Origin of the sequence: Enterobacter cloacae complex sp. IR5403, assembly GCF_049238705.1 — a bacterium.
Lineage (GTDB): Bacteria > Pseudomonadota > Gammaproteobacteria > Enterobacterales > Enterobacteriaceae > Enterobacter > Enterobacter hormaechei_C.
The window spans coordinates 84,566-102,474 of sequence record NZ_JBMKHP010000013.1 but is presented as its reverse complement, the minus strand read 5'-3'; the positions used below and the strand labels follow the sequence as shown (position 1 = coordinate 102,474).

Genomic DNA, 17,909 nt, shown 5'->3' with positions numbered 1-17,909 from the left:
CGCGGATGAACGAACATACGTCGCCTGCATTTTGGCCCGCCCGGGGAAGTCTCCATGAAGGGCGGGCTTTTGTTCTGAAAGAGGATGTCATTTTTACCGTGCTGGCGCAGGAGGGCGGCATCGCCTGGATGAACGGGCGGCATCCCCAGTCCGGCGGTTCGTTTATTATTGCCACCGCGGTCAGCGATGAAGAAGAGGAGCGGGCCACGCGGCTGCTGAAAAACGAGTTTGCCCTGCGCGATCGGCTTCATGACGGCTGGGCTATCCGGCCCGTCGCTTCAACCCAGTACCGCGGACGTTTTGCGCTGGTCTACGCGCCGTTCTGCTTTGAACTGCTGGCGTGCCGGGCAGGTAAGGCGATCTCCGGGATCGCCCGCTTTATCGAGATGGCGATCCGCATCTGCGGTCCCCTGCGCCAGATGCATCTGCACAACCTGATCCACGGCGATATCAAACCCGGGGCGATCTTCGTTCATCACGACGCCACCTGCCGTTTGTGCAGCTTCGGTCTTTCCTGCGGCACCTCCGACGCGTTCTCCCAGTCCCGGCTTGCCGCGTCTGGCGGCACGCCCGCCTACATGTCACCGGAACACACCACGCGTACCCGGCGCGCCGTCGACAGCCGGAGCGATCTCTACAGTCTTGGTATCGTGCTTTATGAACTTCTGACCGGGCGATTGCCGTTTGAACTGAGCGCTGATGACCAGACCAACTGGGCGCATTACCACATTGCCTCTGAGCCGCTTTCGCCGGGGCGGGTGCGCCCGGACGTACCCGGCATGCTGTCGACCATTATCCTTAAGCTGCTGGAGAAGAACCCGGAGAATCGCTATCAGACCGTCGACGGGCTGATTGCCGACCTCAGGCGTTGCCAGGCGACGCTGACCGCCGAAGGTGAGATCGTCGACTTTATTCCCGGCCAGCAGGATCGCTCTCCGGCGATCCATCTTGCCGATTCGCTTTTCTCTGCGCATCCGCAGGCCAGCGACGTCATCGCCGCGTTTGAGCGGGTCAGCCAGAGCGGTGCGCCGGAACTGGTGACGATTGGCGGTCCGTCGGGGATCGGCAAGTCTTCCGTGATCGCCACCACGCTGAAATCGCTGCAACAGCGCAAGGTGCTGCTGGCGGTGGGCAAGGTCGATCAATATTCTCCCACGCTGCCCTACGGCGTGCTGAGTTCGGCGTTTCGGACGCTCACGCTGCACCTGCTCGGGCTGCCAGCCGGGGAGGTAGCGACGTGGAAAATCCGCCTGTCGCGCGCGCTGGAAGGCTTCGAGGAGCTGGCCGTCAGCCTGGTGCCGGAGCTGAATTTACTCCTTGAGAACAAACCGCGTTTCTCTGCGGATACCTTTTCCATCGACGCGCGGGCGCGCTTCAGCCATATGGTGCTGGCGCTGGTGAAAACCTTCGCCACCCAGGGCGCGCCGCTGGTGCTGCTGCTGGATAATGTGCAGTGGATCGACGCCGCCAGCCTGCAAACGCTCGATCACCTGCTGCGCGCCTGCGGCGCCATCCCGCTGCTGGTGGTGGTGGCGCACCGCGATCTCAGTTCGCTTTCTGAGCCCACCTTGCAGACCGCGCTGGCGAGCCTGCCGGAGGCGGCGCAGCACGCCACGACGATCGTGCCGCAGCCGCTGTCGGTGAAGGCCGTGGCGCGCTGGCTCGGGGGGATTTTTCATGCCCGCAGTACCGGTACCGCCGATCTTGCCACGCTGATCCATGAAAAAACCGGCGGCAACCCGCTGTTCGTGCAGGAGTTTTTCCGCCGCATCGTCGATGACGGACTGGTGGTGCACAACAAATATCAGGGGAAATGGCATTACGATCTCCAGGCCATCCGCGCCCGGCACTACACCGAGAACGTGGTGACGCTGGTGCTTGAACAGCTCAAGGAGATGCCCGACGAGACGCGCCGCCTGCTGGGCAGCATCGCCTGCCTCGGCTGCACCGGTGAGCTGGAGATGCTGTGCCGCGTGGTGGGGCGGTCGGCGGCGGAAATCCGCTACGCGCTTCACCCGGCCGTTACCGCTCAGCTGATTGTGCTGACGGAGAAAGAGTACGCTTTTACCCACGATCGGGTGCAGGAAGCCGCCTTTGCCCTGCTGGATGAGGGCGAGAAAAGCCATCTGCACCTGACCACCGCCAGCCTGCTGGCGGATGCCGCGCGGCAGACGGCGGGCAACGAACTGCTGTTCCGCGCGGTTCACCACGTCAGCGCCGCGCTGGACTGCATCCAGCCTGCACCCCAGCGGCAGCGATTCCGGGAGCTGAGCCTTCAGGCCGCGCGGCGTGCGAAGCGTACCGGCGATTACCTTTCCGCCTTAAGCTATATCCAGACCGCCAGAGCGCTGGGGAATGCGGGCCCGGTCTCGGACTTTATGCTGGATATCGAAGAGGCGGGCTGTGAGTTTGCGCTCGGACACCTGGAGAGCACGCGTGCGCTGTGCGATGCGATCCTCGGTTCACCGGGCGGGCTGACGGAGAAAGCGCTGGCCGCCAACCTGCTGGCGGAAGTTTATATGCGCCAGTCGGAGATCCGTCTGGCGCTGGAGGCGTCGTTATGCTGGCTGGGGGTGTTCGGGATCCAGATCAGCCGCTACCCGGAAAACGCCGAATGTGACGAGGCCTGGCAGCAGTTCTGTCAACGCACCGCCGACGCGCCGCAGAACCCGTTTTCTCAGCTTAAGCTGATGGAGAACGCAGAGACCGAAGCGGTGATGAACCTGCTTTACAGCGCCAGTATTTTCGCCAGCTTTACCTGCCCGCGCCTGCACTTTTTACTCCTGTGCCGGATGATGCACCTCACGCTCGATCACGGCATAACCGGTGCTTCCACCACGGCGATGGCCTGGTTTGGCGTGCTGATTGGCCACCGCTACGCCGAATACCGTCTCGGGTTTGAGTACGGCACGCTGGCTCGTGAGCTGGTGAACCGCCACGGCTATGATGCCTATGAAGCCAAAACTCTGCTGCCGCTCGACCAGCTCAGCGTCTGGACCCAGCCGCTGTCGTACACTATCGAGTGCGCCAAGGCCTGCTTTACCTCGGCGGTGACCCACGGCGACATGACGATGGCCTGCTTCGCGGCCTGTCATCAGATCATTAACTTCCTCTCCCGGGGCGATCATCTGGATGGCGTGCTGACCAGCATCGATCGCGGTCTGGCCTTTGTGCGCAAAACGGATTACCAGGACATTGAAACCGTTCTGCACATTCAGCGCCGCTACGTGGAGTTTTTACGCACGCCAGTGACGGGCACATGGAGTGCCGCCCAGGCGCTGCCTGACGATCTGCTGCCCGCGCCGCCGGAGCAGGCGCCCGAGCAGACCTCGACCATGCTCTTCTGGTACTGGCTCTATCGCGGGATGGCGCACTTTTCCTGCGGCGAATACGCCGACGCACAGGCGGATTTAGAAATGGCGGGCTGGTATGCGTGGTCCGCGCCGGGTCATATTCATCTGCTGGATTACCATTTTTACAGCGCGCTGGCGCTCTCCCGCCAGCTCACGCCGGAAACCTTCTCGGCGGATTATCGCCGCAGTATTCATCACCATTACGACAAAATAGCCCTCTGGGCGCGGATCAATCCGGGCACGTTTGCCGATAAAGAGGCGCTGATTTATGCCGAAATCGTCCGTCTGGACGGCATGAACAGCATCGCGCTGGAGCAGTATGAAAAAGCGGTGCGACTCTCGCGGGAGGGCGGGTTTAACCCGAACAATGCCCTGGCGCACGAGCTGGCCGGGCGTTTCTCGCTGGCCTGCGGCTACCCGACCGCCTCCGACGCCCATTTCCGCGGCGCGATTGCCGCCTGGGGGCGCGCCGGGGCGCAGGCCAAGGTGCGCCAGCTGGAGCAGGATTTCCCCCATCTGCTGGCCTCCGGGCAGAGCCGCGCGTATGACACGGCGGCGTTTGCCCAGAACGAGGTGATCCGCGATTTACAGAGCGTCATCAAAGCCTCACGCGCCTTGTCCGAAGAGATCAACCTTGAACGTTTAATCGAAAACCTGATGACGCTGCTGCTTGAACGGGCCGGGGCGCAGCGTGGCCTGCTGCTGCGCGTCAGCGATAATCACATCCCGGAGATCGAAGCCAGCGCCTGGACCAGTACCGACGGCGTGCGGGTGCGCATCCTGAAGGCGTCGCCGATGGCGACGGACATGCCGCTGTCGGTGCTGGCCGCGGTGATCCGCACCGGGCAGGAGATCCGCACCGGCAAACCGGAGGAGTTCCACCCGTTCAGCCAGGATCCGTATCTGGTGACGTCCGGCGCCGCCGTGATGTGCGTGCCGATGTTCAAACAGGCGCGGCTGGTGGGGGTTCTGTATCTGGAAAACCGCCTGATGCCGGAAGTGTTTACCGCCGAACATTCGCGCGTGGTTAGCCTGCTGGGCGCGCAGGCGGCGGTTTCGCTGGAGACGGCGCGGCTCTACGCCGAGCTGCTGGCGGAAAACATCCAGCGCCGACGGGTGGAGAAAGAGCTGCGCGCCAGCCAGACCTCGCTGATGCTGGGCGAGCAGATCAGCCATACCGGCAGCTGGCGCTGGGAGCTAGTGCAGGATCTGATGTTTATGTCCGAAGAGTACGCCCGTATCCTTGGCCTGCCAGAGCAGCAAAAGATGATCTCAATGGCGGAGTTTTTGACCTTCGTGCATGAGGACGATTATGGCCGGATCAGCACCCTCGTTAACCAGAGCGTGCGTGACGGGCTGTCGATGCGCGCGGAGTTTCGCATCATCCGCACCGACGGCTCCGTTCGCTACATCCTCGGGATTGGCGATCCGGTGGGCGTCGGCAGCGAGGTGAATGAGTATTACGGCATCATTACCGACATCACCAGCCAGCGGGCGGCGGAGGATGCGATGCGGGTGGCGCAGGCGGATCTGGCGCGAGTCTCACGGGCCACTACCGTCGGGCAACTGACCTCCTCGATCGCGCACGAGATCAACCAGCCGCTGATGTCGATTGTCTCGAACGCCGGCGCGAGCCTGCGCTGGCTCAACCGCGATCCGGCACGGCTGGACAAAGTGCGCGAGGGGCTGGAGGAGATCGCCGCCGAGGGCGAGCGGGCAGGGGAGATCATCCGCAGCATTCAGTCTCTGACGCGCAAACAGGACCCCACGTTTACGCGAATCGATCTGCACTTCCTGATCCACCACATCATTATGCTCTCCCGCAGCGAACTTGAGCTGCGACACATAAGCGTTGATTATCTTCTGAACGCTGACGACAGCTTTATCATCGGTGACAGCGTGCAGATCCAGCAGGTGCTGCTTAACCTGGTGATGAATGCGATGGAAGCAATGGCGGAAGTGACGGATCGCCCGTGCAGCATCACGATCTCCACCGCGAACTGCGCCGAGGGAAAGGTGATCTTCGAGATCGCCGATACCGGCAGCGGCATTGAGCCGGCGCTCACCGAGCGGATCTTTGACTCGTTCTATTCGACCAAAGCGCAGGGAATGGGGATGGGGCTGACCATCAGCGCCAGCATCATTGAACGGCACCGGGGGAAACTGAGCGCGCGCCGCAGAGAGCCGTACGGCACGGTGTTTACCTTCGCGTTGCCGCTTGCCGGACAGGAGGAGTAACGGTTATTCCGCTGGCTGATGTTTGGTCAGGCGCTCGACGGCCCTGACCAGCTCGGCTACGGAGCGGACCTGCATTTTCTCCATCACCCGGCGGCGGTGCACTTTCACCGTAATCTCACTGACGCCCAGCTCGGCGGCAATCTGCTTGTTGAGCTTGCCGCTGATGGCCAGCTCAAGCACTTCGTGCTCGCGCGGCGTGAGGGACATGTGGCGCTGTTTCAGGGCGTAGTGCTCTTTGACGCGGGCGGCGTTGTGCTGTGCCAGCCTGAGCGCGGATTCGATGGAGCCAATGAGCGCGCTGGATTCAACGGGCTTAGTGAGAAATTCGTAGGCCCCGCCTTTGATCGCCCGGACGGACATAGGGATGGTGCCGTGACCGGTGAGAAAGATGATCGGTATTTCCCGCCCGCTGGCTTTCAGCGCATCTGCGACATCAAACCCGGTTATCGTGGGCATCTGCATATCGAGGATCACGCAGGAGGGCAGATCCTCAAAGGGATGGCTGAGAAAGGCTTCTGCTGAGGAAAAGCCAAGGGCGTGTATATCCGCGGATTCCAGCAGCCTGACAACGGACTGTCTGACTGTGTCATCGTCATCAACCACATAAACAATGTGTTCCATTCACCGCCCCGGTGTGTGATCAGTAAATCATCGAGAATAAAATAGCGCCTTTTTGAACGTAAGCGGCTGTTTGCTATCCTCATTCATACTAACACATTAATTATTATTATCATTTATCAATATGAAGATGATATGAAAGTGTAATAAAAATGTGGCGAATTAGTTAGGAATGGTGCGCTGTTTTTAGAGACCTTTCCGGGGGCAAAGCCAGCGCACGGCACGCGATGTTTCGTGTGAGGACGCCGACGGGTAAAACAGGCTACACTCTGATTTTGAGCGCGACAAGCTGAGGACATAACGATGCACTACACACTGAAAAGCAGTGACGATAAAGAAAAAGCGGAAGGAACAAACGGCGCGGGCGCTCTACAGCAAAAACTGCTGGAATCCCGTTCGATTGTCATCTCCGGAGAGATTAACCAGGAGCTGGCTCAGAAAGTCATCACTCAGATGATCCTGCTGCAAAGCGTCAGCAACGATCCGATCAAGCTGTACATCAACAGCCAGGGCGGCCACGTGGAAGCAGGCGACACCATCCACGACTTCATTAAGTTTATCCGTCCGGAAGTGCACGTGATCGGCACCGGCTGGGTGGCAAGCGCCGGGATCACCATCTTCCTGGCGGCGAAAAAAGAGCACCGCTACTCGCTGCCAAATACCCGCTTTATGATCCACCAGCCGCTGGGCGGCGTGCGCGGCCAGGCGACGGATATTGAGATCGAAGCGCGCGAGATCATCCGCATGCTGGAACGCGTGAACAAGCTGATTGCTGACGCCACCGGCCAGCCGCTGGAGAAAGTGAAGAAAGACACCGACCGTAACTTCTGGATGTCACCGGCGGAAGCGCTGGACTACGGCATCGTGGGTAAACTGATTACCCATTATGACGAGCTGAACCTGGATTAAGTTTTAGCCCGCGTGTGCGTCGGGTGACGGCTTCGCCTTACCCGACCTACACGCGCTCGATTGACCCATGACAAGTTCCCCCTCTGCTTTCTTACCTATAATCGCGCCTGTTTACCCTCTCACTGGTGCTAACCATGGCGTATCAACTAAACCTGAACTGGCCGGAATTTCTTGAAAAATACTGGCAAAAACAACCCGTTGTGCTGAAAAATGCCTTCCCGAATTTTGTCGACCCCATTACCCCTGATGAGCTGGCGGGTCTGGCGATGGAGCCGGAAGTCGATAGCCGCCTGGTAAGCCACGCTAACGGCAAGTGGCAGGCGAGCAATGGCCCGTTTGAGCATTTCGATAACCTCGGTGAAACCGGCTGGTCCCTGCTGGCGCAGGCGGTGAACCACTGGCATATGCCCGCCGCAGAGCTGGTGCGTCCGTTCCGCGTCCTGCCGGACTGGCGTCTTGATGACCTGATGATCTCCTTCTCCGTCCCGGGCGGCGGCGTTGGGCCGCATATCGATCAGTACGATGTGTTTATCATCCAGGGGATGGGCAGCCGCCGCTGGCGCGTGGGTGACAAGCTGCCGATGCGTCAGTTCTGCCCGCATCCGGCCCTGCTGCACGTCGATCCGTTTGAGCCGATCATCGACGAAGATCTGGCGCCGGGCGATATCCTCTACATTCCGCCTGGATTCCCGCATGACGGCTTTACCCATGAAACCGCGCTCAACTACTCCGTCGGCTTCCGCGGGCCGAACGGTCGCGATCTGATCAGCAGCTTTGCCGACTACGCGCTGGAGAACGATCTGGGCGGCGAACACTACAGCGATCCGGATCTGACCTGTCGCGAACACCCTGGCCGCGTGGAGCAGTACGAGCTTGATCGCATTCGCCAGATGATGATCGACATGATTAGCAAGCCGGATGATTTTACGAAATGGTTTGGCAGCTTCGTCTCCACGCCGCGTCACGAGCTGGATATTGCCGCCGCCGAGCCGCCGTATTCCGCAGAAGAGGTGCTCGACGCGCTGCAAGGGGGCGAAACGCTCTCCCGCCTGAGCGGGCTGCGCGTGCTGAACATCAACGGCAGCTTCTTTATCAACAGCGAACAGCTGGAAACGGCGGATGTGAACGGGGCGGACGCGCTGTGCCGCTACACCGAGCTCGGCCAGGCTGAGCTGGGCGAGGCGCTGAATAATCCGGCGTTTGTGGAAGAGCTGACCGGTTTGATTAACCAGGGCTACTGGTACTTCGACGAGTAATGCGGCACGGTTTTCTCCCTCTCCCTGTGGGAGAGGGTCGGGGTGAGGGCATCAGGCCGCACTAGCCCTCCTCCATCGCAATCACAATCGCTTCTCCCATCTTTTTCAACGCCTCGCGATTTTTGTCTGTCGGCGGCAGCGCCACGTTGATACGCAGGCAGTTGCGGTACTTCCCGGAGGCGGAAAACAGCGACCCTGCTGCGGCCTGGATCTTCAGCCGACACAGCTGCTTGCTGACGCACACCATATCGACCGTCTCCGGCAGCTCAACCCACAGCAGGAAGCTGCCCTGCGGGCGGGTGACGCAAATCTCTGCCGGAAAATACTGCCGCACCCAGCAGGTGTAGGTCTCCATATTCTGCTGATAAATCTGGCGCATACGGCGCACGTGGCGATGGTAGTGGCCGTCGCGAATAAACGCCGCCACCGCCATCTGCGTGCCCGGCACGTTAAACCCGCCCGCGGCGTACTTCATGTGCATCACCCGGTCGTAATAGCGCCCCGGCACAATCCAGCCGACCCGCAGGCCCGGCGCCACGGTTTTGGTAAACGAACTGCATAACAGCACGCGACCATCTATGTCCATAGAATGAATGGTGCGCGGACGCGGATACTCCGCCGCCAGCTCGCCGTAGATATCATCCTCAACAATCACGATATCGTGCCGCTGTGCCAGGGCTAAGACCTGCTTCTTGCGAGACTCCGGCATGATAAACCCGAGCGGGTTATTGCAGTTCGGCACCAGGATCACCGCCTTGATCGGCCATTGCTCCAGCGCCAGCTCTAACGCCTCGATGCTGATCCCGGTCTCGGGATCGGTGGGAATTTCAATGGCCTTGATGTCAAAGCCGCGCAGCATCTGCATGGTGCCGTGAAACGATGGTGACTCGACCGCCACGATGTCACCCGGCTTGCACACCGAGAGCAGGGCGATCGACAGCGCGCCGTGGCAGCCGTTGGTGATGACAATCTCGTTTGCCGCGACGGTGGAGCCGCCGTCCAGCATCAGGCGGGCGATTTGCTCGCGTAGCTCCAGGCGCCCGTCAAGGACGTCATAGCTCAGCATTTCGCCCGGGTTATGCTGCGCAATGCGGCTCATCTCGCGCCAGAGCGGCTTCAGGCTCGGCTGGTTAATGTCCGGCGAGCCGCCGCCAAAGGAGATCATCTCTTTGTCGGCGCGGGCATCCAGCAGCATCATCACTTCATCCCACTGGGTGACGTCCACGGGGCGCTGCACCGGGCGCGTCATCGCCGGGACGGGCGGCTGCGCTTTGCGTTTCGAGACAAAATAGCCGGAGCGCGGCTGAGGCGTAATCAGCTGGAGATTTTCGAGGATCTGGTAGGCCTGCTGTATAGTGCTGATGCTCACGCCGTGCTCCTAGCTCAGCGTGCGGACCGACGGCAGACGTTCGCCGCTGCGATACAGCCCTTGTTCAATACGTTCCGCCAGGAGGTTGGCCAGATGTTGATAGCGCGTCATGCTGTATCCTTTTTTTTCACCATACAGAGCATTAAACCAGTACAGATTGATGGTTAAACCACCATGCAGATACCGTTTTAGCGGATCTGTATGGTAAACAAAAGCAGTTTTTGAATCTGTATTGTACTGGCCGTTTTCCATGATGATAACTCCACTGGCACAGCGAGGAGAGCATCATGGAATTCTACGAGAATCGTTCAAAACGTCCGTTTATCGCGTTTGTCTGGGTAGCGAAAACGCTGCGTAAATGGTATCGCATCAACCGTACCCGCCGTATTCTGAGCCAGATGAGCGACGAGCAGCTCAAGGACGTCGGGTTATCGCGATATGATGTGTGAGCATAGGGTTGCCCGGTGGCGCTACGCTTATCGGGCCTACAGGAGACCGTAGGCCGGGTAAGGCGCAGCCGCCACCCGGCGGTTTTCAGCTCAACAGCGCAAGCGTCTGCTGTTTCGGCCTTTCCAGCAGCTCAACCGCCTCCTGATACGACCGCACGTTGTTATAGCCCATCACCAGCCCGTAGCGTTTTCCTGATCCGCGATACCACGCCGAAAGCGCGTTTACCTGCAATTGCTGTTCCTGCCAGCAGCGGGCGATCTCCCGGTCAGCGCTTCCCTTTGCGAGGAACGCGACAATATGCATTCCACCGTCGTTTTGCTCGGTGAAAAACAGATCGCCATAGACCTCACGCAGGGCGGCAATCATCCAGTCGCGGCGGGTTTGATAGAGCGCGCGCATCTTCTTGAGATGCCGAAAAAAATGCCCCTCGTTGAGAAAGGCTGTGAGGATCTTTTGCGTCAGCACCGGCTGGCCGCTGGTGAGAATGTCCGCGCTGTCGGTAAACGCGCCGACGGTGCTGGCGGGCATCACCACGTAGCCCATGCGTAGCGATGGCATGATGGTTTTGCTGAAGGTGCCCATAAAGATCACCCTGTCATGCTGGTCGAGGCTTTTCAGCGACGGCAGCACTTTGCGGGTGTAGTGAAATTCGCCGTCATAATCATCTTCGATAATCCACGCCTCGTTTTGTGACGCCCAGTCGAGCAGCTGCTGCTTGCGCGGCAGGGAGAGCGTCACCGCCAGCGGACTCTGGTGCGACGGGGTAACGATGGCGAAGCGGGCATCGTGGTGATTACGCAGCAGGTAGTCCGTATCCATCCCTGCGCGATCGACCGGCACGGTGTGCAGGCGGGGCACAATGCGCTTGAGCAACTGCTGGCCCATAAAGTAGCCCGGATCCTCAAATACCACCTTATCGCTGCGGCTGGCGAGCGTGTCGAGGATCAGGCGCAGGCTGCCGCTGTAGCCGCTGGTGATCAGCACCTGTTCTGCGGTGCAGGGCAACCCGCGCGAGATATTGAGATAGCGGGCAATCGCCTCGCGCAGCGGATACCAGCCCAGCACCGGCGGGTTGAGCATTTCATCCTGTCGCATGGCGCGCGTCGCCTGGCCTGCCAGCAGCAGCCATTTTTTATAGGGGAAGCTGTCGAGCGCGGGAATGCCGGGGCGCAGAAAACCGGCCCGTTCGCGCTGGCTAATCAACGACGCCGGCAGCGTGCCGGTCGCTTGTTCTGCCGGGGCGTTTTGCGCGGGCAGCAGAAGATCCGGATTCACCCGCGTGCCGCGCGCACCCTGGCTCACCAGATACCCTTCACCCGTCAGAATGGCATACGCCGTCTCGACGGTTTTGCGCGCCACCTTCAGTTCTTCAGCCAGCACGCGAATGGCAGGCACTTTGTCGCCGGGCTTCAGTACGCCGCGCGTAATGTTGTCGCGGTAGCGGGTATAAATGTCGTGATAGCCCGGCTTCATGTCCTACCTCATTTCATGTTTTTTGTGTCTTTTTACTATGTCATTAACGGCGTAGATTTGCCTCATCGCATGATAAAAACCGCACAAAAAAGAGGAAAGACAATGAGCACCCGCGTAAATCACCACAAAGCCACACCTGCACTCGCCAACGCGCTTTCCGCCCTGAGCATGGAAGTGGCGAAAACCTCCCTTGATCCGGCGCTGAAGCACCTGATCGACATTCGCGTGTCACAGCTGAACGGCTGTACCTTCTGCCTGGATATGCATTCGAAAGAGGCCAAAATTGCTGGCGAGCGCGAGCTGCGCCTGTACCATCTGGCGGCATGGCGCGAGTCCCCGCTGTTCAGCGCCCGCGAGAAAGCGGCCCTGGCCTTCACCGAAGCGCTGACCCAGATTGGCGTTCACGGCGTGAGCGACGCGCTGTACCGCAGCGTGGCGGAGCACTTCTCGGACGTGGAAATTTCAGAGCTGAACTTCGCCATCGTAGCGATCAACGCCTGGAATCGTCTGGGGATCACCTCCCGCATGGAGCCGGGCTCGCTGGATGCGGCATACGGGCTGAACAAGGCTAACCTGGAGTAATCCCGCGCTCGCGGATCATCGCCACCAGCGCCCGTAAGCCTGGCGGGACGTGACGATGGCGAGAGGGGGGATTCAGGCGTTTATGGAGCCGAGTACGATGGTGGGCTAAAACCAGCCCGGTGGCGCTACGCTTACCGGGCCTACAAAACACCGTAGGCCGGATAAGCGCAGCGCCATCCGGCAAACACTTCGCTCCATACCGAAGCATTGTATCTCTCCATTCTGCATTCTCTCCCCAACATCACAACGGAGAGAAAACCATGATCGCAGTCCTTTTCGAAGCCAAAGCCGAACCCGCTTATCAGGCGCGCTATCTGCAACTGGCCGCAGAGCTTAAGCCTTTACTGGCCGACATCGACGGCTTTATTGATATCGAACGGTTCCAGAGCCTGACGACCGACGGCAAAATCCTGTCCCTTTCCTGGTGGCGGGATGAAGAGGCCGTCCGCCGCTGGAAGCAGAACGTCTTTCATCAGGCGGCGCAGGCCGAAGGACGGGCGTCGATTTTTTCTTTCTACCGTATTCGCGTGGCGCAGCTGGTGCGGGAATACAGTTCCGAAACCGGAGGGCACGCGGATGTATGACGTTCACGTGATTTTTAGCGACAGGCCCGGCGAGCTGGCGAGCTTTGGACAACTGTTAGGCCGCAACGGCGTGGGGCTGGAGGGGGGCGGCGTTTTCGGTACGGATGCCCATTTCCTGGTGGAGGACGGGGAAAAAGCCCGCCGTGTGCTGCTCGACGCCGGGTTTACCGTGCAGGCGCTGCGAAAGCCGGTGATCAGAAAGCTTAAGCAGGAGCGTCCTGGCGAGCTGGGTGAAATTGCGGCGGCGCTGGCGGCACGCGGCGTGTCTATCCTGACTCAGTACAGCGACCATGCGAATCACCTTATTCTGCTGACGGATGATGATAAGCTGGCCGCAGAGATCACCGAATCCTGGGCGACGAATGTTAAAGACGAGCTTACCCTCTGATAACAGCGCGATGCTGGAACAGGCCATTGCCGCTGTAGCGGCTGCAATGGCCGATCCGTCGCGCGTGAAGATGCTCTGTGCTCTGATGGACGGGCGGGCGTGGACGGCTACAGAGCTGAGCGTGGCGGCAGACGTTGCGCCGTCGACCGCCAGTGGGCATCTCGCGCGGCTGGTGGAGGGAAAGTTGATTACCTGCCTGTCTCAGGGGCGGCATCGCTACTATCGCCTGGCGGGACACGACGTGGCGGCGCTTGTCGAGCAGATGATGGGGCTCTCCTGGAGCCGCATCACGCCGCCGGAAACCTCCGCGCCAAAAGCCCTGCGCGAAGCACGAACCTGCTACGACCATCTTGCCGGAACGGTGGCGGTGCATATCTATGAATTCATGCAGGCGGAAGGCTGGCTTGAGGCAGACGGTTCAGCGCTCACGCTACATGGCCGCGAGCAGTTTCTGAAGCTTGGTATTCCGTTAAATCCCAATACCCGTCGCAAGGCGTGCTGCGCCTGCCTGGACTGGAGCGAGCGGCGGTTTCATCTTGGCGGTGAGGCGGGCGCTGCGCTGTTGATTTATCTGGAAAGCAAAGGCTGGATCCAGCGGGTGGCGGGGTACAGGGAGGTGGTGGTGACGGCTTCGGGGAAAAGTGCCGTCAGGAAGCATTTTAGCCGCTAAACTCTGCTGCGGACTAGTGCCCTCACCCCGGCCCTCTCCCACGGGGAGAGGGAGAACATCGTTTCGCAATTCCTGCGCTTTAACTTCTCGTTTCTTGATACTTACCCTGATAACTATTATCGTAATGGCGTACTACGAGAGGGCTCCCCATGAGTGAAGAAGATCTGTTTAACCGCAGGCCGATGGGCATGCGGATGGCGATGATCGTGCGTCAGTGGCGCGCAGTCATCGACGACGCCATCCTCGACACCGGGTTAACCCAGTCGAGCTGGACGGTGATGATGCAGCTTCATCAACTTGGGGATAACGTCTCGGTCAGCGAGCTGGCGGAAGTGCAGGGGATTGAACTGCCTCCGCTAATGCGCACGCTGACACAGCTGGAAAAGCAGGGCTACCTGCTGCGCACCGTCTCGCCGTATGACAAGCGTATCCGGCTGCTGACGCTGACGCGTGAGGGAAAAGCCATTCTTGAAAGGCTCTCTCAGGTGATTGAGACGTATCAGGCGCGCGTATCGCAAAACATCGCGCCGGAACATATCGATATTTTCAGCGCCACACTCAATCAAATCGCCTGCAATTTGCGGACAATCCGCGAAGAAGATAATAAGACCGAAAAATAATGACTCCTGAACAAAAGTTTGCCCGCTGGGTAAGGGTGAGTATTGCCTCTTTCCTGCTGATGTTTGTCTACTTTATCGTCGCGGATATCTGGATCCCGCTGACGCCGGACTCCACCGTGATGCGCGTGGTGACCCCGGTGTCAGCCCGCGTCTCCGGGTATGTGGCGGCGGTACATGTCCACAACAATAGCCAGGTTAAGAAAGGCGATCTGCTGTTTGAACTCGACGCCACGCCGTTTCGCAATAAGGTCGAAGCGGCGCAGATCGCGCTGGAACAGGCGCGTCTGTCTAACGACCAGCTGGACGCGCAGATTGCCGCGGCGCAGGCCAGCCTGAAAACCGCCGTGCTGACCGCGCGTAACGACAAAGTGACCTTCGACCGCTACCAGAAACTGAGCACCTTGCAGAACGTGTCGCAGGCGGATCTGGATAAGGTTCGTACCACCTGGCAGAGCAGCGAGCAGTCCGTCAGCTCGATTCAGGCGAATATTCATAACCTGCGCATTCAGCGCGGCGAGCGGGATGAGCACCGCAACGTGACGCTGCAAAAATACCGTAACGCGCTGGATGAAGCGGAGCTGAATCTTGGCTGGACGAAGGTCTACGCCGAGGCGGACGGCACGGTCAGTAACCTGCAATTAAGCCCCGGTTTTTACGCCTCGTCCGGTTCGGCAGCGCTGGCGCTGGTGAACACCCGGATCGATATCGTGGCGGATTTCCGCGAGAAGAGCCTGCGGCATACCCACCAGGGGACCGACGCCGCCGTGGTGTTCGACGCCTTCCCGGGGCAAGTTTTCCGTGCCCACGTCACCAGCAGCGACGCGGGGATCCTCGCCGGACAGGAGGCCGTAAACGGTCAACTTTCTGAACCGGAAACCTCCAACCGCTGGGTGCGTGATGCCCAGCGTATGCGCATTCACGTGGCGCTGGACGAAGCCTTACCGAAGCCGCTGCCGACCGGCGCGCGCGCCACCGTACAGCTCTACAACAGCGAAGGGCCGTTTGCGCGATTCTTCTCCGGGATGCAAATCCATCTGGTGAGCCTGCTTCACTATGTCTATTAGCACCCTGGCGCGGGTATTTACCCCGCACGGCAACATCGTCTACACGGCAAACGACTTTCGTCAGACCCTGCGTATCGTCTTTGCCGGGATGATTGCGCTCAGTATTTCGAGTTTCTACAACACCAGCTACGGCGTGTTTTTTGTGGTCTACCCGATCATGCTGCTGTCGCTGGTGCCGGTGTTTAACCGCCACGTGGCGAAGCAGTTTATCTTTAGCGCCTCGCTGAACTGCATCGAAATGGTGTTTATCATCGGCTATCTGTCCCAGTGGCCGGTCATTATGACGCTGGTGGTGTTTGCCCTGTACGTGATGCGTTTTCGCTTTATGAGTAAGGGGCCGCTGTTCCTGTTCGGCTCGATGGGCGTGGTTTGCCAGAGCGTGATGCTCAACTTTATGAGCTACCCCACCACCAACTGGCACACGCTTTTATTCTCTAACATCGAAGCGAGCGTGATGGCGGTGTGCCTGAGCGCGCTGATGAACTACCTGCTGCCGGACGTGGAGGCGCGTAAGCCGCCGCCACTGATCGAGAAAGATGACGCCCGCGTGCGCCACGAGTCACTGCTCTCGGGCACCGTGGCGACGCTGATTTTCGTGGTGTTCCAGATGAGCGACTTAAGCGATTCGCTTTCGGCGCTGATGGCGGGCATTCTGATCCTGTTCCCGATGCACTATCGCGGATCGGTTATCAGCTCCATCTGGCGCGTGGTCGGCGTGGTGCTGGGGTGTCTCTATATCCTTGTCGTCCAGCTTATCCTCTACGATCACAGCAGCCATATGCTGCTGATGATGCCGCTGATTGGCCTTGGGCTGGCGTTTGGCGCGCGTCTGCACGTAATGGAGAAGGTCGGCGCCGGGGTAGGCTTCGCCAGTATCACCACCATCGGCATTATGTTCGGGCAGAACATGCACCCGGACAGCGACCTGGTGTTCAGCGATCTGTACCGCATAACCTCCGTCACCTTCGCGCTGGTGGTCACGCTGACGATGGTCTTTCTGGTGCACCTGATCCTGAACCGCTTCGAGGCGACGCGCTACGTTATCGCGCCGCCAAAAGCGGATTAATGCCCCAGCACGGCGGGCAGCTGCGAGAGCAGAAACAGGATCAGGCCAATCGTACCGCCCACCAGGGTACCGTTAACGCGAATGAACTGAAGATCTTTACCGATATTGAGCTCTATCTGGCGTGACATGTCTTTGGCATCCCAGCTTTTCACCGTGTCGCTGATATGGCGCGTCAGGAACGCGGCGAAATCCGGCGCCACGCGGTGCGCGGCCTGCTCCAGATGCTCATTCAGCGACGCCCGCAGGCTGGCGTCGTTAGTCAGCGTTTCACCAAACCACAGCCCGGCGTTGGCGATACGCTGCTTCACGCGGGAATCGTCGCTCTGCATGTCATTTTTCAGCCACTGGCGCAGGTCAGCCCACATTTCCCCCAGATAACGGTTAAAGGCCTCGTCATTCTTCAGGTAGTGTTTGATATTCTCGGCTTTCGCCGTCATCTCCGGATCGTTTTTCAGATTGTCGATGAACTTGATCGTGGCGCGGTCAAACGCCTGACGGATCTGGTGCGTGCGGTCGTGGCTGATATCGTCCAGCAGCGTGTTCACCGCGTTCGACACCATCTCTGCGCTTTGATCGCCCAGCCACTCGGTGGGCAGCACCATCGCCTTGCGCGGATGCTCGGTCTTAAGCCAGTGGACGATCTGGTCAGCAATAAATTCCCGCGTGCTTTCCCGCTGAATCAGGGTAATCAGGCGGTTGATGATGGCGTCCAGCAGCACCTGGTGACGGTTGTTTTTGGTCATGCTTTCCAGCATGACGGCGCTGGTCTCGGTTAAATCAACCTTGTCGATAGCCTTATGGACGGCGCGTTTGAGCAGGCGCTGGATGCGTCCGTCATCAGTGAGTTCCAGAAAACCGCCCATCACCTGTACCAGATGCTGCCCCACGCGCCGGGCGTTATCGGGCTGGCTGAACCAGCTCCCAATCATCTGTGCGGGCTCGTAGCGACGGATAAGATCGACAAGGGATTGCGTATCGAGAAACTTTTCCTGCACGAACTGGCCGAGATTGTCGCCGATGCGGTCTTTATTGCGCGGGATAATCGCCGTATGGCGCGAGATAAAGGGAATGGGCACCCGGCGGAACAGCGCGACAACGGCAAACCAGTCCGCCAGCGCGCCGACCATCGCCGCCTCGGCAATGGCCTTTACGCCGCGCACCCAGAAGGTTTGCGGCAGGAACAGGGTGGTGATAAACGCTGCGACGGCAATCAGCAGCAGCGACAGCGCGAGAAGCTTGGCGCGTTTGAGTTCGGTATGTTTTTCCATG

General features: G+C 59.7%; 14 protein-coding genes and 1 pseudogene. 11 read left to right on the top strand and 4 right to left on the bottom strand.

Annotated features, from left to right (window positions below; genetic code table 11):
- The first annotated feature begins 5 nt into the window (after nt 1–5).
- Nucleotides 6–5,591 carry a trifunctional serine/threonine-protein kinase/ATP-binding protein/sensor histidine kinase gene (locus ACOTW6_RS17045; RefSeq protein WP_213789083.1) on the top strand — a complete coding sequence of 1,862 codons (5,586 nt, stop codon included), beginning with the start codon at nt 6–8 and terminating at the stop codon, nt 5,589–5,591.
- Nucleotides 5,592–5,594: 3 nt separating this feature from the next.
- On the opposite strand, the gene ACOTW6_RS17040 is transcribed toward ACOTW6_RS17045, so the two are convergent.
- Nucleotides 5,595–6,212: a response regulator transcription factor gene (locus ACOTW6_RS17040; RefSeq protein WP_047052558.1), complete on the bottom strand. Its 618-nt coding sequence runs from the start codon at nt 6,210–6,212 to the stop codon at nt 5,595–5,597.
- 300 nt (nt 6,213–6,512) lie between these two features.
- Here ACOTW6_RS17040 and ACOTW6_RS17035 point away from each other — a divergent pair, with 300 nt between their 5' ends.
- Nucleotides 6,513–7,118 (top strand): ATP-dependent Clp protease proteolytic subunit, encoded by a 606-nt coding sequence (locus tag ACOTW6_RS17035; RefSeq protein WP_003863062.1) that lies wholly within the window; start codon nt 6,513–6,515, stop codon nt 7,116–7,118.
- 134 nt (nt 7,119–7,252) lie between these two features.
- Nucleotides 7,253–8,374 (top strand): cupin domain-containing protein, encoded by a 1,122-nt coding sequence (locus ACOTW6_RS17030; protein WP_121479332.1) that lies wholly within the window; start codon nt 7,253–7,255, stop codon nt 8,372–8,374.
- Nucleotides 8,375–8,435: 61 nt separating this feature from the next.
- Here the strand turns inward: ACOTW6_RS17030 and ACOTW6_RS17025 are convergent.
- Nucleotides 8,436–9,854 (bottom strand): annotated as a pseudogene (locus ACOTW6_RS17025) (PLP-dependent aminotransferase family protein).
- Between the two features lie 176 nt (nt 9,855–10,030).
- Between ACOTW6_RS17025 and ACOTW6_RS17020 the strand changes: the two are divergent.
- On the top strand, nt 10,031–10,192 hold the full coding sequence (locus tag ACOTW6_RS17020) for a DUF1127 domain-containing protein (protein WP_194302893.1): 162 nt from the start codon (nt 10,031–10,033) through the stop codon (nt 10,190–10,192).
- A gap of 85 nt (nt 10,193–10,277) precedes the next feature.
- Here ACOTW6_RS17020 and ACOTW6_RS17015 read toward each other — a convergent pair whose 3' ends face one another.
- On the bottom strand, nt 10,278–11,666 hold the full coding sequence (locus tag ACOTW6_RS17015; protein WP_213789082.1) for a PLP-dependent aminotransferase family protein: 1,389 nt from the start codon (nt 11,664–11,666) through the stop codon (nt 10,278–10,280).
- 102 nt (nt 11,667–11,768) lie between these two features.
- Here ACOTW6_RS17015 and ACOTW6_RS17010 point away from each other — a divergent pair, with 102 nt between their 5' ends.
- The 7 genes from ACOTW6_RS17010 to ACOTW6_RS16980 all read left to right on the top strand — a co-directional run bounded on the left by ACOTW6_RS17010 (nt 11,769) and on the right by ACOTW6_RS16980 (nt 16,640).
- The gene (locus ACOTW6_RS17010; protein WP_047062292.1) at nt 11,769–12,248 is read left to right on the top strand and encodes a carboxymuconolactone decarboxylase family protein; all 480 of its coding nucleotides are present in this window, start codon (nt 11,769–11,771) and stop codon (nt 12,246–12,248) included.
- 260 nt (nt 12,249–12,508) lie between these two features.
- A complete protein-coding gene (locus ACOTW6_RS17005; protein WP_045333468.1) occupies nt 12,509–12,832 on the top strand; it encodes an antibiotic biosynthesis monooxygenase family protein in 324 nt (107 codons plus the stop codon).
- Entirely contained in the window at nt 12,825–13,220 is a 396-nt protein-coding gene (locus ACOTW6_RS17000; protein ID WP_045350116.1) for an amino acid-binding protein, read from the top strand. Before ACOTW6_RS17005 ends, ACOTW6_RS17000 begins: the two co-directional genes overlap by 8 nt.
- Nucleotides 13,195–13,890: an ArsR/SmtB family transcription factor gene (locus ACOTW6_RS16995; RefSeq protein ID WP_032647138.1), complete on the top strand. Its 696-nt coding sequence runs from the start codon at nt 13,195–13,197 to the stop codon at nt 13,888–13,890. The genes ACOTW6_RS17000 and ACOTW6_RS16995 overlap by 26 nt, the downstream gene beginning before the upstream one ends.
- Before the next feature lie 149 nt (nt 13,891–14,039).
- Nucleotides 14,040–14,510 carry a MarR family winged helix-turn-helix transcriptional regulator gene (locus ACOTW6_RS16990; RefSeq protein ID WP_213789081.1) on the top strand — a complete coding sequence of 157 codons (471 nt, stop codon included), beginning with the start codon at nt 14,040–14,042 and terminating at the stop codon, nt 14,508–14,510.
- Complete coding sequence (locus ACOTW6_RS16985) at nt 14,507–15,574, top strand: HlyD family secretion protein (protein WP_090279862.1); 1,068 nt, start codon at nt 14,507–14,509, stop codon at nt 15,572–15,574. The genes ACOTW6_RS16990 and ACOTW6_RS16985 overlap by 4 nt, the downstream gene beginning before the upstream one ends.
- Entirely contained in the window at nt 15,564–16,640 is a 1,077-nt protein-coding gene (locus tag ACOTW6_RS16980) for a DUF2955 domain-containing protein (protein ID WP_063133616.1), read from the top strand. Before ACOTW6_RS16985 ends, ACOTW6_RS16980 begins: the two co-directional genes overlap by 11 nt.
- On the opposite strand, the gene ACOTW6_RS16975 is transcribed toward ACOTW6_RS16980, so the two are convergent.
- On the bottom strand, nt 16,637–17,908 hold the full coding sequence (locus tag ACOTW6_RS16975) for a DUF445 domain-containing protein (RefSeq protein ID WP_213789080.1): 1,272 nt from the start codon (nt 17,906–17,908) through the stop codon (nt 16,637–16,639). The genes ACOTW6_RS16980 and ACOTW6_RS16975 overlap by 4 nt on opposite strands.
- Nucleotide 17,909: the final 1 nt, after the last annotated feature.

Coding starts and splice junctions, on each gene's coding strand:
- ACOTW6_RS17045 (WP_213789083.1), top strand. CDS start 6: ATGAACGAACATACGTCGCCTGCATTTTGGCCCGCCCGGGGAAGTCTC.
- ACOTW6_RS17040 (WP_047052558.1), bottom strand. CDS start 6,212: ATGGAACACATTGTTTATGTGGTTGATGACGATGACACAGTCAGACAG.
- ACOTW6_RS17035 (WP_003863062.1), top strand. CDS start 6,513: ATGCACTACACACTGAAAAGCAGTGACGATAAAGAAAAAGCGGAAGGA.
- ACOTW6_RS17030 (WP_121479332.1), top strand. CDS start 7,253: ATGGCGTATCAACTAAACCTGAACTGGCCGGAATTTCTTGAAAAATAC.
- ACOTW6_RS17020 (WP_194302893.1), top strand. CDS start 10,031: ATGGAATTCTACGAGAATCGTTCAAAACGTCCGTTTATCGCGTTTGTC.
- ACOTW6_RS17015 (WP_213789082.1), bottom strand. CDS start 11,666: ATGAAGCCGGGCTATCACGACATTTATACCCGCTACCGCGACAACATT.
- ACOTW6_RS17010 (WP_047062292.1), top strand. CDS start 11,769: ATGAGCACCCGCGTAAATCACCACAAAGCCACACCTGCACTCGCCAAC.
- ACOTW6_RS17005 (WP_045333468.1), top strand. CDS start 12,509: ATGATCGCAGTCCTTTTCGAAGCCAAAGCCGAACCCGCTTATCAGGCG.
- ACOTW6_RS17000 (WP_045350116.1), top strand. CDS start 12,825: ATGTATGACGTTCACGTGATTTTTAGCGACAGGCCCGGCGAGCTGGCG.
- ACOTW6_RS16995 (WP_032647138.1), top strand. CDS start 13,195: ATGTTAAAGACGAGCTTACCCTCTGATAACAGCGCGATGCTGGAACAG.
- ACOTW6_RS16990 (WP_213789081.1), top strand. CDS start 14,040: ATGAGTGAAGAAGATCTGTTTAACCGCAGGCCGATGGGCATGCGGATG.
- ACOTW6_RS16980 (WP_063133616.1), top strand. CDS start 15,564: ATGTCTATTAGCACCCTGGCGCGGGTATTTACCCCGCACGGCAACATC.
- ACOTW6_RS16975 (WP_213789080.1), bottom strand. CDS start 17,908: ATGGAAAAACATACCGAACTCAAACGCGCCAAGCTTCTCGCGCTGTCG.